Source organism: Pseudomonas sp. 8 R 14, from assembly GCF_900005955.1.
Lineage (GTDB): Bacteria > Pseudomonadota > Gammaproteobacteria > Pseudomonadales > Pseudomonadaceae > Aquipseudomonas > Aquipseudomonas marginalis.
This window is the reverse complement of record NZ_CVTH01000081.1, coordinates 3,869-18,123: the sequence shown is the minus strand read 5'-3', so window position 1 is coordinate 18,123 and position 14,255 is coordinate 3,869. Positions and strand designations below refer to the sequence as shown.

The window sequence follows — 14,255 nt, the reverse complement described above, 5'->3', positions numbered from 1 at the left end:
TCCTCAGTTCCAGGCGTGGCGCGCAGGCTTGACGCCGTTGAGCACGAAATTGCCGATCAGGTGGTATTTCCAGCGGGCCGGGTCGTGCAGGGTGTGGGTCCGCGCGTTGCGCCAGAAGCGGTCGAGGTTGTGCTTGGCGGTGACCGAGCGGGTGCCGGCCAGTTCGAAGAGTTTGCTGCTGGCGAGCAAGGCAGTTTCGGCCGACAGGACCTTGGCCTGGGCGACCACCAGTGAAGCCTGGGCGACGGTGTCTTCATTCGGTTCGGCGAGGGCGCGGTCGACGGCCAGGCCGGCCTTGGCGAGGATCGCTTCGGTGCCGTGCACACGCCACTCCAGGTCGCCGATGGCGGCGATGGTGAACGGGTCCTGCCAACCGTGATCCTGCTGGCTGTCGATCCACGGACGGGCCTGCCGCGCAAAGATTTTTGCCTGTTCAAGGGCGCCGAGGGCAATGCCGGTGTCGACCGCCGCCTGGATAATTTGCGAAATCGGCCCATCGGCCGTGGGTTGGTCAAACGCCAGGTGGGCGGGAATCACCGCGCTCAAGGGCACGCTCACACCGTCGAGGGTCACGCCGCCGCTGGCGGTGGTGCGCTGGCCGAAGCCGTCCCAGTTGTCGATGACGGTCAGGCCTGGCGCATCGCGCTCGACGAGGCCGATGAAGGCCTGACCCTTTTCGTTATTACCCACGGTGGGCACGATGTGGGCGAACAGCGCGCCGGTGCAGTAGAACTTCTCGCCGTTGATTTGCGCGGTGTCGCCGTGGAAGCGAATCTGCGTGTCGAAGGTGCCGGCGTTTTTGCTCTTGGCCTCGGAGAAGGCGTTACCAAAGCGATAACCCGCCAGGACTTTGCCAAAGTAGTGGCGCTTTTGTTCCTCGGTGGCGGTTTGCAGCAGGATGTCCACCACGCCCAGGTGGTTCTGCGGGATTTGGCCCAATGACGGGTCGGCGGCGGAGATCAACTTGATCACCTCGGCCACCGTCACATAGGACACCCCGGCGCCGCCATAGGCCTTGGGAACGGTGATGCCCCACAGGCCGCTGGCGGAAAACTCGTCCAGTTCGGCGACGGGCAGGCGACGCTCACGGTCACGCGCGCTGGCGTCGACGGCAAAGCGTTCGGCCAGGCGCTTGGCGACCTCGATGGCCTCCGCGTCCGAGCGGATGATATGGGCAGGTTGTTGAGGGTGGGCAGACATGGGCCGACTCCAGGCTCCGAGGGGATACTGGAGTGTTTGCAGGAGTCGTGCCTGAATTTAATCGTCAGTAAAATCAGGCGGTTGCTGCGTAAACAGGCGTACAACCGCAGTTTCAAACCAGCAAAGTGTGCATCCACTGTTGGCTGGCAAACAGTTAGATCACCACATTGCGCACAAAGCGCACGGCGACCTGGCCGTCATTGCGATAGGCATGGGGCTGGTGGCTGGCGAACATGAAGAATTCGCCGGCGCCGATGGTATTTTCCTGCTCGCCGACCACCAACGTCAGGCTGCCCTCGAAGACGAACAGTTGCTCGCTCCACCCCTCCAGGTCGGGGTCCGGGCAATAACGATCGCCCGGTTCAAGGCGCCACTCCCATAACTCGACCTCGCGCCGCGCCGTGGCCTTGGCCAGCAACACCGCCTTGCTGCCGTCGATTTCCCCCGCCCAGGCCAGTTCGTTGATGCGGCTGTGATCGCGCACATCCGGTGCCTGGATCAGGTCGCTGAACGCCACATCCAACGCTTCAGCCACACGGTCGAGGGTGGACAGGCTGACGTTCTTTTCCCCGGCCTCAATGGCCACCAGCATGCGCCGGCTGACCCCGGACTTTTCCGAGAGCGCAGTCTGGCTCAGGTCGGCGGCGTGGCGCAGGCGACGAACGTTCTGGCTGACGTGCTGCAGGACCGAGGCCCGTTGTGGATTTTCTTTGTGCACTATATTGCTCAATGGGTGGGTGTGCGCAGTATACTGCCCAGCGTGCGGCGCATTGTGCGGTCCGTGCCTTTCCCTTGCAAGACCGAGCCGCCATGACCACGCCGAACTCCCCCTCGCGTTTCCACCGTTTCAGCAAAGCCGAGTGCATCCTGGTGTTTATCACCATGATCTGGGGCGGCACGTTTTTGCTGGTGCAGCATGCCATGACTGTCAGCGGGCCGATGTTTTTCGTGGGCCTGCGCTTTGCAGCGGCGGCGATTGTGGTCGGGTTCTTTTCCTTGCGTACACTGCGCGACCTGACGTTGTTCGAGCTGAAGGCGGGCGTGTTCATCGGCGTAGCGATCATGTTCGGCTACGGCTTGCAGACCATTGGCCTGCAGACGATCCTGAGCAGCCAATCGGCGTTCATCACCGCGCTGTATGTGCCGTTCGTGCCGCTGCTGCAATGGCTGGTGCTGGGCCGGCGCCCGGGGTTGATGCCAAGCATCGGCATCATGCTGGCGTTTGCCGGGTTGATGTTACTGACCGGCCCCGCCGGGGCTTCGCTGAATTTCAGCCCCGGGGAAATCGCCACCCTGATCGGTGCCGTGGCGATAGCGGCGGAAATCATTTTGATCAGTGCGTTCGCCGGGCAAGTGGACGTACGCCGGGTGACGGTGGTGCAACTGGCGACGGCGTCGCTGCTGTCGTTTTTGATGGTGGTGCCGATGGGCGAGGCACTGCCGGGGTTCTCCTGGCTGCTATTGTTCAGCGCCGTGGGCCTGGGCCTGACCAGTGCGGTGATCCAGGTCGCCATGAATTGGGCGCAGCAAAGCGTTTCGCCGACACGGGCCACGTTGATCTATGCCGGTGAGCCGGTGTGGGCCGGGGTAGTCGGGCGGATCGCCGGCGAGCGGTTCCCGCCGATTGCCATGCTGGGGGCGGCGTTGATTGTGGTGGCGGTGATTGTGAGTGAGATCAAGACAAAAGGGCAAAAGGCCATCGAGTTGCAGGATGAGCGGGAACAGGAGCAACAGGGCTAGGGTCCGAAACAATGCCAAACGGGAGTTTTCGACCTACTTTGTAGGATCCTGCCACATGTTGCCGTTTGGTGATCGACAAAGCGGCACGTATGATGCATCCCAAACTCCCGCAGATTAGAAGCCTATGTCCCTGATAGTTCTACTGCTTCTGCCTTTTATCGGCAGCTGTCTGGCGGCCTTGCTGCCGCACAATGCACGTAACACCGAATCCCTGCTGGCTGGCCTTGTGGCCCTGGTCGGAACCGTTCAAGTCGCCCTGCTCTACCCCCAGATCGCCCACGGTGGCGTGATCCGCGAAGAATTCATGTGGTTGCCCAGCCTTGGGCTGAACTTCGTGCTGCGCATGGATGGATTCGCCTGGCTGTTCTCGATGCTGGTGCTCGGCATCGGCGCGCTGGTGTCGCTGTATGCGCGCTACTACATGTCGCCGGACGATCCGGTGCCGCGTTTCTTCGCGTTTTTCCTGGCCTTCATGGGCGCCATGCTCGGGCTGGTGATTTCCGGCAACCTGATCCAGATCGTGTTCTTCTGGGAACTGACCAGCCTGTTCTCGTTCCTGTTGATCGGCTACTGGCACCACCGCGCCGATGCGCGTCGTGGTGCGTACATGGCCTTGATGGTCACCGGCGCGGGCGGCCTGTGCCTGCTGGCGGGCGTGATGCTGCTGGGGCATATCGTCGGCAGCTATGAGCTGGACCAGGTGCTGGCGGCCGGCGAGCAGATCCGCGCGCATTCGCTGTACCCGGTGATGCTCGCGCTGGTGCTGATCGGCGCCCTGAGCAAAAGCGCGCAGTTCCCGTTCCACTTCTGGCTGCCCCACGCGATGGCCGCACCGACCCCGGTGTCTGCCTATCTGCACTCGGCGACGATGGTGAAGGCCGGCGTGTTCCTGCTGGCCCGCCTGTGGCCGTCGCTGTCCGGCAGCGAAGAATGGTTCTGGATCGTCGGCGGTGCCGGCGCCCTGACCCTCCTCCTCGGCGCTTACTGCGCCATGTTCCAGAATGATCTCAAAGGCCTTTTAGCCTATTCCACCATCAGCCACCTCGGGCTGATCACCCTGCTGCTGGGCCTCAACAGCCCGCTGGCCGCCGTCGCCGCGGTGTTCCATATCCTCAACCACGCCACCTTCAAGGCCTCGCTGTTCATGGCGGCAGGCATCATCGATCACGAAAGCGGCACGCGGGACATCCGCAAGCTCAGTGGCCTGGTGCGCCTGATCCCGTTTACCGCGACCCTGGCGATGGTGGCCAGTGCATCCATGGCCGGCGTGCCATTGCTCAATGGTTTCCTGTCCAAAGAGATGTTCTTCGCTGAAACCGTGTTTATCTCGTCGACCCAATGGGTGGAAATCGCCCTGCCCATGATCGCGACCATCGCCGGCACGTTCAGCGTGGCCTACGCCCTGCGCTTTACCGTGGATGTGTTCTTCGGCCCGCCCGCCACCGACCTGCCCCACACACCTCACGAACCCCCGCGCTGGATGCGCGCCCCGGTTGAGCTGCTGGTATTCACCTGCCTGCTGGTGGGCATCTTCCCGGCCCAGGTGGTCGGTTCGATCCTCGCCGCCGCGGCGCTGCCGGTGGTCGGCGGCGTGCTGCCGGAATACAGCCTGGCGATCTGGCATGGCTGGAATGCACCGATGATCATGAGCCTGGTGGCCATGTCCGGTGGCGTGGTGCTCTACCTACTGCTACGCAAACAACTGAAGCGCGGCCGTTTCAAGTACCCGCCGGTCATCAGCTACTTCAACGGCAAGCGCGGCTTCGAGCGCAGCCTGGTGGTGATGATGCGCGGCGTGCGCAGGATCGAGAAACGCATCAGCACCAAGCGCCTGCAGACCCAATTGTTCCTGTTGGTGATCGTCGCGGTGATCGGCGCCATGATCCCGATGCTCAACAGCGGCCTCAGCTGGGGCGACCGCCCGAAGATCCCGGGCTCCATCGTGTTCGTCACCCTGTGGCTGCTGGCGATTGCCTGTGCCCTGGGCGCCGCCTGGCAAGCCAAGTACCACCGGCTCGCGGCCCTGACCATGGTCAGCGTGTGCGGCCTGATGACCTGCGTCACCTTCGTGTGGTTCTCGGCGCCGGACCTGGCGCTGACCCAGCTGGTGGTGGAAGTGGTCACCACCGTACTGATCCTGCTCGGCCTGCGCTGGCTGCCACGGCGGATCGAAGAGGTCTCGCCGCTGCCCAGTTCGCTGCGCAAGGCGCGCATCCGTCGTCTGCGCGACTTCCTGCTCTCCACCGTGGTAGGCGGCGGCATGGCGCTGCTGTCCTATGCGATGCTGACGCGCCAGACGCCCAACGATATTTCCTCGTTCTACTTGAGCCGCGCCCTGCCCGAGGGCGGTGGCAGCAATGTGGTGAACGTGATGCTGGTGGACTTCCGGGGCTTCGATACCCTCGGCGAAATCACCGTGCTCGGCGCCGTGGCGCTGACGGTGTACGCCCTGCTGCGTCGTTTCCGCCCGTCCAAGGAAAGCATGGAGCTGCCGCCACAGCAGCGTCAACTGGCGCCGGACGTGGCCACCGACCTGGTCAACCCGCGCCAGGCCAGCGACACCGCCCTGGGCTTCATGATGGTGCCGGCGGTGCTGGTGCGCCTGCTGCTGCCGATTGCGCTGGTGGTGTCGTTCTACCTGTTCATGCGCGGCCACAACCAACCGGGCGGCGGGTTTGTCGCCGGCCTGGTGATGTCGGTGGCGTTTATCCTGCAATACATGGTTGCCGGCACCCAGTGGGTCGAGGCGCAGATGAGCCTGCGGCCGATGCGCTGGATGGGCTTCGGCCTGTTCTCGGCGACGCTGACCGGGATCGGCGCGTTGTTTGTCGGCTACCCGTTCCTCACCACCCATACCTGGCATTTCAGCCTGCCGCTGCTGGGCGATATTCATGTTGCCAGCGCGTTGTTCTTCGATGTGGGCGTATACGCCATGGTCGTCGGCTCGACGCTGCTGATGCTCACCGCCCTCGGCCACCAGTCGGTGCGCGCGCATAAACCGAGCAACCAGGCCAAAGTAGTCGCCGCCACCGAAGGAGCCGCCTGATGGAAGAAGTCATCGCAATTGCCATTGGGGTCCTGGCGGCCTCCGGCGTCTGGTTGATCCTGCGGCCACGGACGTTCCAGGTGGTGATGGGCCTGTGCCTGTTGTCGTACGGGGTCAACCTGTTCATTTTCAGCATGGGCAGCCTGTTTATCGGCAAGGAGCCGATCATCAAGGACGGCGTGCCCCAGGACCTGCTCAACTACACCGACCCCCTGCCCCAGGCCCTGGTGCTCACGGCCATCGTGATCAGCTTCGCCATGACCGCGTTGTTCCTGGTGGTGCTGCTGGCGTCACGGGGCCTGACCGGCACTGACCATGTGGACGGCCGGGAGCCCAAGGAATGAATTGGGTCAACCAACTGATCGTCGCCCCGATCCTGCTGCCGTTGCTCACCGCCGCGCTGATGCTGATGCTCGGCGAAAAACGCCGCCCGCTGAAGGCCAGGATCAACCTGTTCTCCAGCGTCATTGGCCTGGGCATCGCGATCCTGCTGTTGTACTGGACGCAAAAAGGCGGCCCCGGCTCGATTGGCGTGTACCTGCCGGGCAACTGGCAGGTGCCGTTCGGCATCGTGCTGGTGGTCGACCAGCTCTCGGCGCTGATGCTGGTGCTCACCGGGATCATCGGCGTGAGCGCGCTGCTGTTCGCCATGGCCCGTTGGGACCGCGCCGGCACCAGCTTCCATGCGCTGTTCCAGATCCAGATGATGGGCCTGTACGGCGCGTTCCTCACGGCGGACCTGTTCAACCTGTTCGTGTTCTTCGAGGTGCTGCTGGCGGCGTCCTACGGCTTGATGCTGCACGGCTCGGGCCGGGCGCGGGTGTCGTCGGGGCTGCATTACATCGCGATCAACCTGTTGGCGTCGTCGCTGTTCCTGATTGGCGCGGCGATGATCTACGGCGTGACCGGCACGCTGAATTTCGCTGACCTGGCACTGAAAATCCCTCTGGTCCCCGAGGCGGATCGTGGCCTGCTGCATGCCGGTGCGGCGATCCTCGCCACCGCATTCCTGGCCAAGGCCGGCATGTGGCCGCTGAACTTCTGGCTGGCCCCCGCCTACTCCTCGGCCAGTGCGCCGGTGGCAGCGATGTTCGCGATCATGACCAAGGTCGGCGTGTACACCGTGCTGCGCCTGTGGACCCTGTTGTTCTCCGGCCAGGCCGGCGCGTCGGCGTTGTTTGGCGGCGACTGGCTGGTGTACGGCGGCATGGCCACGATCATCTGCGCGGCGCTGGCGATGGTGGCGGCGCAGCGGCTCGAGCGCATGGCCAGCTTGAGCATCCTGGTCTCGGCCGGCATCCTGCTGTCGGCCGTTGGCTTCGCCCAGCCAAGCCTGACCGCCGGAGCGCTGTTCTATCTGGTCAGCTCCACCCTGGCGTTGAGTGCGCTGTTCCTGCTGGCCGAATTGGTCGAGCGTTCGCGCTCGGCCAACGACCTGCCGCTGGATGAAGAAATCGACGCACTGCCCAAGGCCATGGAATCCCTGCATCCGCGCCCTGGCGTGAACCTGGATGACGAGCAGAAAGCCGTGGTCGGCCAGGTGATCCCCTGGACCATGGCCTTCCTGGGCTTGAGCTTTGTCGCCTGCGCCCTGCTGATCATCGGCATGCCGCCGCTGTCCGGGTTTATCGGCAAGCTGAGTTTGTTGAGTGCGCTGGTTAACCCCTTGGGCCTGGGCGTCAGTGTGGATGAACCCATTCGCCCCGCGGCCTGGGGTTTGGTGGCGCTGTTGATCCTCTCGGGCCTGGCCTCGCTGATCGCCTTCGCGCGCCTGGGTATCCAGCGCTTCTGGACCCCGGAAGAGCGCCCATCGCCCTTGCTGCGCCGCTATGAATGCGTGCCGATCTTCTTCCTGCTGGGCCTGAGCATCCTGCTGACCTTCAAGGCCGAGCCGCTGATGCGCTACACCCAGGCCACTGCCCAAAGCCTGAACAACCCGGAACACTACGTGATGGCGGTGATGGCCACGCGTCCGGTCCCCAGCCCCGAAGCCAAGACCGCCGCGCTGGAGGTGCAGCCATGAAGCGCCTGTTGCCTGCCCCGTGGTTGTCCCTGGCCTTGTGGTTGCTGTGGCTGGTGCTGAACCTGTCCGTCAGCCCCGGCAACCTGCTGCTTGGCGCGCTGCTGGGCCTGCTTGCACCGCTGCTGATGGCACCGCTGCGCCCGCTGCCGATCCGCATCCGCCGCCCTGGCGTGATCATCCGCCTGTTTTTCCTGGTCGGCCGCGATGTGATCGTCTCCAACCTGCAAGTGGCCTGGGGCGTGCTGATGTGCGGCTCACGCCCACCGCGTTCGCGCTTCGTCAAAATCCCCCTGGACCTGCGCGACGCCAACGGCCTCGCCGCCCTGTCGATGATCACCACCGTGGTCCCCGGCACCATCTGGTCGGAACTGGCGCTGGACCGCAGCATCCTGCTGCTGCACGTATTCGACCTGGAGGATGAAGCGTCGTTTATCGAGCACTTCAAGACCACCTACGAGCGGCCCCTGATGGAGATCTTCGAATGAGCGCCCTGCTCTCCAACGCAATCTTGATCAGCCTGTTCCTGTTCTCCCTGGCCATGGTGCTGACCCTGGTACGCCTGTTCAAAGGCCCCTCAGCCCAGGACCGGGTACTGGCGCTGGACTACCTGTACATCCTGGCGATGCTGATGATGCTGGTGCTGGGTATTCGTTATGCCAGTGACACCTACTTTGAAGCGGCGCTGCTGATTGCGCTGTTCGGCTTCGTGGGCTCGTTTGCCCTGGCCAAATTCCTGCTGCGTGGGGAGGTGATTGAATGATGCCGTTATGGATGGAAATCGTCGTCGCGGTGCTGCTGGTGTTGAGCAGCGTATTTGCGTTGATCGGCGCGCTTGGCTTGCTGCGCATGAAAGACTTCTTCCAGCGCATGCACCCGCCGGCACTGGCCTCGACGCTGGGCGCGTGGAGCGTGGCGTTGGCGTCGATCATCTACTTTTCGGTGCTCAAGTCCGGGCCGGTATTGCATGGCTGGTTGATTCCGATTTTGCTCGCGATCACCGTGCCGGTCACCACACTGCTGCTGGCGCGAACGGCGCTGTTCCGCAAACGCATGGCCGGTGATGACGTCCCCGCCGAAGTCAGCAGCCGGCGCTGAGCGCTGAGGCGAACACGGTTAAAAATGTGGGAGATGTCGAGCTTTAGCGAGGCTTCGATGGCGGCGGCACTGTTGGTAGAGGTGTTGGCTGAAACACCGCTATCGGGAGCAAGCCCCCTCCCACATTTGATTGCGGTTGGCAGGCAGGAAGCAGACCGGCTGCAGATTTCGTGGGCAACGCTGATCCCCTGTGGGAGATGTCGAGCTTTAGCGAGGCTTCGAAGGCGGCGGCACTGTTGGCAGGTATGTTGGCTGAGCCACCGCTATCGGGGGCAAGTCGAATCGTCGCGCCGCCCCTCCCACACGGGATCGGGTGAGCCGCTCACTAAAACGGTATGCAAAAAAACGCCCCGAACCAGTCGGGGCGTTTTTCATTCAGCAGTCAATCAGGCCTGATCAGCCAACCGCCAAGTAGTCCCACCTTTCCCATCTTCCAACACCACACCCATCGCGGTCAGTTGGTCACGGATACGGTCAGACTCCGCCCAGTCTTTACCAGCCCGAGCCGCCAGACGCGCCTGGATCAGCGCATCCACCTGCGCCGCATCCACACGCCCTTCGGCGCCGGCCTGCAGGAACTCGTCGGCTTCCATCTGCAGCACGCCCAGCACACTGGCCAGTTCTTTCAGGCGAGCCGCCAGGCCCGCCGCTGCGTCGAGATCGCTCTCGCGCAAACGGTTGATCTCGCGCACCATCTCGAACAGCACCGCACAGGCTTCCGGTGTGCCGAAGTCGTCGTTCATGACTTCGGTGAAGCGTGCCACGAAGGCTTCGCCGCCGGCCGGCGCCACGGATGGCAGGCCTTTCAACGCGTGGTAGAACCGCTCCAGGGCGCCCTTGGCGTCCTTGAGGTTGTCTTCGGAGTAGTTGATGGCGCTGCGGTAGTGGCTGGACACCAGCAGGTAACGCACCACTTCCGGGTGGTACTTTTCCAGCACGTCGCGGATGGTGAAGAAGTTGTTCAAGGACTTGGACATCTTCTCGCCATTGATGCGGATCATGCCGCAGTGCATCCAGGCGTTGGCGTAGGTCTTGCCGGTGGCGGCTTCGCTCTGGGCGATTTCGTTTTCGTGGTGCGGGAACTCGAGGTCGCTGCCGCCGCCATGAATGTCGAAGGTCTCGCCCAGGCAGCAGGTGGACATCACCGAGCATTCGATGTGCCAGCCCGGACGCCCGGCGCCCCATGGCGATTCCCAGCTCGGCTCGCCGGGCTTGGTGCCTTTCCACAGCACGAAGTCGAGCGGATCCTGCTTGGCTTCGTCGACTTCGATGCGCGCGCCGATGCGCAGGTCTTCGATTTTCTTGCGCGACAGCTTGCCATAGCCCATGAACTTGGCGACGCGGTAGTACACGTCACCGTTGCCAGGAGCGTAGGCGTAACCCTTGTCGATCAAGGTCTGGATCATGGCGTGCATGCCGGGGATGTGGTCCGTGGCACGCGGTTCCATGTCCGGCTTGAGGATGTTGAGGCGCGCCTCGTCCTCGTGCATGGCGGCGATCATGCGCTCGGTCAGCGCGTCGAACGACTCGCCGTTTTCGTTGGCACGGTTGATGATCTTGTCGTCGATGTCGGTGATGTTGCGCACGTACGTCAAGTCATAGCCGCTGAAACGCAACCAGCGGGTCACCAGGTCGAAGGCAACCATGCTGCGGCCGTGGCCGATGTGGCAGTAGTCGTACACGGTCATGCCGCACACGTACATGCGCACCTTGTTGCCATCCAGCGGCTTGAAGACTTCTTTGGTCTTGCTGAGCGTGTTGTAGATCGTTAGCACGATGTTTCCCTTAAATCACTGGCCCCACGAATCTCGCAAGGTCACGGTACGGTTGAATACCGGAGCGCCTGGTTTCGAGTCCTTGATATCCGCGCAAAAGTAGCCTTCGCGCTCGAACTGGAAACGGTCTTCCGGCTGTGCGTCGCCAAGCGATGGCTCGGCACGACAACCAGTGAGTACTTGCAGGGAATCAGGGTTGATGTTGTCGAGGAAACTCGCGCTGTCTTCAGCCTTCTCAGGGTTTGGCGAGCGGAACAGACGATCGTACAGGCGCACTTCGCACTCGATGCTGGCAGCGGCAGGCACCCAGTGGACCACGCCTTTGACCTTGCGGCCTTCAGGGTTCTTGCCCAGGGTGTCCGGATCGTACGAGCAGCGCAGCTCGACGATGTTGCCGTCGGCGTCCTTGATCGCTTCGTCCGCACGGATCACGTAGCTGCCGCGCAGGCGCACTTCGCCGTTCGGCTCCAGGCGCTTGTAGCCTTTTGGCGGCTCTTCCATGAAGTCGTCACGGTCGATGTAGATCTCGCGGGCGAATGGCAACTTGCGCACGCCCAGCTCTTCTTTCTGCGGGTGACGCGGCAGTTCGAGGTTCTCGACCTGGCCTTCGGGGTAGTTGGTGATCACGACTTTCAACGGGCGCAGCACGCACATGGCGCGCGGGGCATTGGCGTCGAGGTCCTGACGGATGCTGAATTCCAGCATGCCGAAATCGACCACGCCGTCGGAACGGTTGGTGCCGACCATGTCGCAGAAGTTGCGGATCGAGGCCGGGGTGTAGCCACGGCGACGGAAGCCCGACAGTGTGGACATGCGCGGGTCATCCCAGCCATGTACGTGCTTTTCATCCACCAGTTGCTTGAGCTTGCGCTTGCTGGTGATGGTGTAGTTCAGGTTCAGGCGGCTGAACTCGTACTGACGCGGGTGCGCCGGGACCGGCAGGCTGTCGAGGAACCATTCGTACAGCGGACGATGGCTCTCGAACTCCAGGGTGCAGATGGAGTGGGTGATGCCTTCGATGGCGTCCGACTGGCCGTGGGTGAAGTCGTAGTTCGGGTAGATGCACCACTTGTCGCCGGTCTGGTGGTGATGGGCGTGGCGGATGCGGTACATGATCGGGTCGCGCAGGTTCATGTTCGGCGAGGCCATGTCGATCTTGGCGCGCAGCACGCGGGCGCCGTCCGGGAACTCACCGGCGCGCATGCGGGCGAACCAGTCGAGGTTCTCTTCTACGGAGCGGTCGCGGAACGGGCTGTTCTTGCCCGGTTCGGTCAGCGTTCCACGGTATTCCTTGGCCTGCTCCGGGGTGAGGTCGTCGACGTAGGCCTTGCCGGCCTTGATCAGCTCGACGGCCCAGTCGAACAACTGGTCGAAGTATTTGGAGGCATAGCGCACTTCACCGGACCATTCGAAGCCCAGCCACTTGATGTCGCTTTCGATGGCGTCGATGTATTCCTGGTCTTCCTTGGCCGGGTTGGTGTCGTCGAAACGCAGGTGCGTGACGCCACCGAACTCCTGGGCCAGGCCGAAGTTCACACAGATCGACTTGGCGTGACCGATGTGCAGGTAGCCGTTGGGCTCTGGCGGGAAGCGGGTGACGATCTGCGTGTGCTTGCCCGAATCCAGGTCCGCCTGGATGATCGGGCGCAGGAAATTGACCGGGACGGCAGGTCCGGCCTTGGAATTCGAGGTAGGGTCGACAGTGGGCTTGCTCATAGGATCCTTGAACAGACAGGTTCGTGGCCGGTTGGGGCCAGATAAAACAAAGGCGATATCATAGCTGATGCTGTCAAGACACTGACAGGTCACGACCAAAAACTGCTGCTTTAATTAACCGGGCGGTAAAAAACCACCTCGAAATTCCTGCCGGGCACGCTAAACTGCGCGCCTTGGCCGCCGTTTAGCCAGACAGGTAAGGCGCCCCAGGCGTCCAAACCCACGAATTCCCTGAAAAGAGTAGTGAACATGACTCAAGTCAAACTGACCACCAACCACGGTGACATCGTCATCGAGCTGAACGCCGAGAAAGCGCCGATCACCGTCGCCAACTTCATCGAGTACGTTAAGGCCGGCCACTACGAAAACACGGTTTTCCACCGTGTCATCGGTAACTTCATGGTCCAGGGCGGCGGTTTCGAGCCTGGCATGAAAGAAAAGAAAGACAAGCGCCCAAGCATCCAGAACGAAGCGGACAACGGCCTTTCCAACGACAAGTACACCGTCGCCATGGCCCGTACCATGGAGCCGCATTCGGCCTCCGCGCAGTTCTTCATCAACGTGGCCGACAACGCCTTCCTGAACCACAGCGGCAAGAACGTACAGGGCTGGGGCTACGCCGTGTTCGGTAAAGTCACCGAAGGCCAGGACGTTGTCGACAAGATCAAAGGCGTGTCGACCACCTCCAAGGCCGGTCACCAGGACGTTCCGGTCGAAGACGTGATCGTCGAGAAAGCCGAGATCGTTGAGTGATATTACTGATTTCAGATTTGCATCTGGAAGAGGAGCGCCCGGACATTACCCGGGCGTTTCTGGATCTGCTTCACAACCGCGCCCGTGGCGCCCAGGCGTTGTACATTCTGGGGGACTTCTTTGAAGCCTGGATTGGCGACGATGGGATGACGCCCTTCCAGCGTTCGATCTGCGAGGCTCTGCGCGAGCTGAGCGACAGCGGCACCCCGATTTTTATCATGCATGGCAACCGCGACTTCCTGCTCGGCAAGGCGTTCTGCAAAGCGGCAGGCGCCACCTTGCTCAAGGACCCGAGTGTCGTGCAGCTCGCAGGCGAACCCGTGCTGTTGATGCACGGCGACAGCCTCTGCACCCGCGACCTTGGCTATATGAAGCTGCGGCGCATCCTGCGTAATCCCATCGTGCTGTTTATCCTGCGTCACCTGCCGTTGCGCACCCGCCATCGGCTGGCGCGCAAGCTGCGCAGTGAAAGCCGCGCGCAAACGCGCATGAAGGCCAACGACATTGTCGATGTGACGCCCGAGGAAGTGCCGCGGGTGATGCAGCAGTTCGGCGTGCGCACCCTGGTCCACGGCCACACGCACCGCCCGGCGATCCATAAGCTGCAGATTGGCGACCAGGCGGCCAAGCGCATTGTGCTGGGGGATTGGGACAAGCAGGGCTGGGCGTTGCAGGCGGATGAGCAAGGCTTTCAGTTGGCGGCGTTTGACTTCGTCAATCCGCAGCTGGCGTTGCCTGGCGCTTGATCCTCAAACACCACTGATCCAATGTGAACAGAGATCAAAATGTGGCAGGGGGCTTGCCCTAATGCCAGTCAGTTAAGGCTTTTTGTAGGAGCGAGCTTGCTCGCGAAAAACGCCCAGGCAACGCGTTCATTCTCGATAAGCGCGGTGGCCCTGAGTTCTTC

13 protein-coding genes are annotated in these 14,255 nt (G+C 62.6%); 9 read left to right on the top strand and 4 right to left on the bottom strand.

Features of this window, described 5'->3' with window-relative positions:
* Nucleotides 1-3: 3 nt before the first annotated feature.
* Together BFQ01_RS23055 and BFQ01_RS23050 are read right to left on the bottom strand one after the other, a co-directional pair.
* Nucleotides 4-1,200, bottom strand: a complete 1,197-nt coding sequence (locus BFQ01_RS23055) for an SfnB family sulfur acquisition oxidoreductase (RefSeq protein WP_027606296.1) — start codon at nt 1,198-1,200, stop codon at nt 4-6.
* Between the two features lie 154 nt (nt 1,201-1,354).
* On the bottom strand, nt 1,355-1,918 hold the full coding sequence (locus tag BFQ01_RS23050) for a helix-turn-helix domain-containing protein (protein WP_027606295.1): 564 nt from the start codon (nt 1,916-1,918) through the stop codon (nt 1,355-1,357).
* 92 nt (nt 1,919-2,010) lie between these two features.
* Here BFQ01_RS23050 and BFQ01_RS23045 point away from each other — a divergent pair, with 92 nt between their 5' ends.
* The 7 genes from BFQ01_RS23045 (at nt 2,011) to BFQ01_RS23015 (ending at nt 9,104) form a co-directional block, all read left to right on the top strand.
* Complete coding sequence (locus BFQ01_RS23045; RefSeq protein ID WP_027606294.1) at nt 2,011-2,940, top strand: DMT family transporter; 930 nt, start codon at nt 2,011-2,013, stop codon at nt 2,938-2,940.
* A gap of 124 nt (nt 2,941-3,064) precedes the next feature.
* Nucleotides 3,065-5,986: a monovalent cation/H+ antiporter subunit A gene (locus BFQ01_RS23040; RefSeq protein ID WP_065927039.1), complete on the top strand. Its 2,922-nt coding sequence runs from the start codon at nt 3,065-3,067 to the stop codon at nt 5,984-5,986.
* Nucleotides 5,986-6,330: a Na+/H+ antiporter subunit C gene (locus tag BFQ01_RS23035; RefSeq protein ID WP_003192163.1), complete on the top strand. Its 345-nt coding sequence runs from the start codon at nt 5,986-5,988 to the stop codon at nt 6,328-6,330. Before BFQ01_RS23040 ends, BFQ01_RS23035 begins: the two co-directional genes overlap by 1 nt.
* Complete coding sequence (locus BFQ01_RS23030; protein WP_065927038.1) at nt 6,327-8,009, top strand: monovalent cation/H+ antiporter subunit D; 1,683 nt, start codon at nt 6,327-6,329, stop codon at nt 8,007-8,009. The genes BFQ01_RS23035 and BFQ01_RS23030 overlap by 4 nt, the downstream gene beginning before the upstream one ends.
* Entirely contained in the window at nt 8,006-8,494 is a 489-nt protein-coding gene (locus tag BFQ01_RS23025; RefSeq protein WP_065927037.1) for a Na+/H+ antiporter subunit E, read from the top strand. Before BFQ01_RS23030 ends, BFQ01_RS23025 begins: the two co-directional genes overlap by 4 nt.
* Nucleotides 8,491-8,769 carry a K+/H+ antiporter subunit F gene (locus tag BFQ01_RS23020; protein ID WP_065927036.1) on the top strand — a complete coding sequence of 93 codons (279 nt, stop codon included), beginning with the start codon at nt 8,491-8,493 and terminating at the stop codon, nt 8,767-8,769. The genes BFQ01_RS23025 and BFQ01_RS23020 overlap by 4 nt, the downstream gene beginning before the upstream one ends.
* A complete protein-coding gene (locus tag BFQ01_RS23015; RefSeq protein ID WP_065927035.1) occupies nt 8,766-9,104 on the top strand; it encodes a Na+/H+ antiporter subunit G in 339 nt (112 codons plus the stop codon). The genes BFQ01_RS23020 and BFQ01_RS23015 overlap by 4 nt, the downstream gene beginning before the upstream one ends.
* A gap of 386 nt (nt 9,105-9,490) precedes the next feature.
* Here BFQ01_RS23015 and cysS read toward each other — a convergent pair whose 3' ends face one another.
* Nucleotides 9,491-10,879, bottom strand: coding sequence for a cysteine--tRNA ligase (cysS, locus tag BFQ01_RS23010; protein ID WP_065927034.1), 1,389 nt, complete (start codon nt 10,877-10,879; stop codon nt 9,491-9,493).
* Nucleotides 10,880-10,894: 15 nt separating this feature from the next.
* Nucleotides 10,895-12,595: a glutamine--tRNA ligase/YqeY domain fusion protein gene (locus BFQ01_RS23005; protein ID WP_065927033.1), complete on the bottom strand. Its 1,701-nt coding sequence runs from the start codon at nt 12,593-12,595 to the stop codon at nt 10,895-10,897.
* 249 nt (nt 12,596-12,844) lie between these two features.
* Here BFQ01_RS23005 and BFQ01_RS23000 point away from each other — a divergent pair, with 249 nt between their 5' ends.
* Nucleotides 12,845-13,348: a peptidylprolyl isomerase gene (locus BFQ01_RS23000; protein ID WP_065927032.1), complete on the top strand. Its 504-nt coding sequence runs from the start codon at nt 12,845-12,847 to the stop codon at nt 13,346-13,348.
* A complete protein-coding gene (gene lpxH / locus BFQ01_RS22995) occupies nt 13,345-14,094 on the top strand; it encodes a UDP-2,3-diacylglucosamine diphosphatase (protein ID WP_027606286.1) in 750 nt (249 codons plus the stop codon). The genes BFQ01_RS23000 and lpxH overlap by 4 nt, the downstream gene beginning before the upstream one ends.
* The last annotated feature ends 161 nt before the right edge of the window (nt 14,095-14,255 follow it).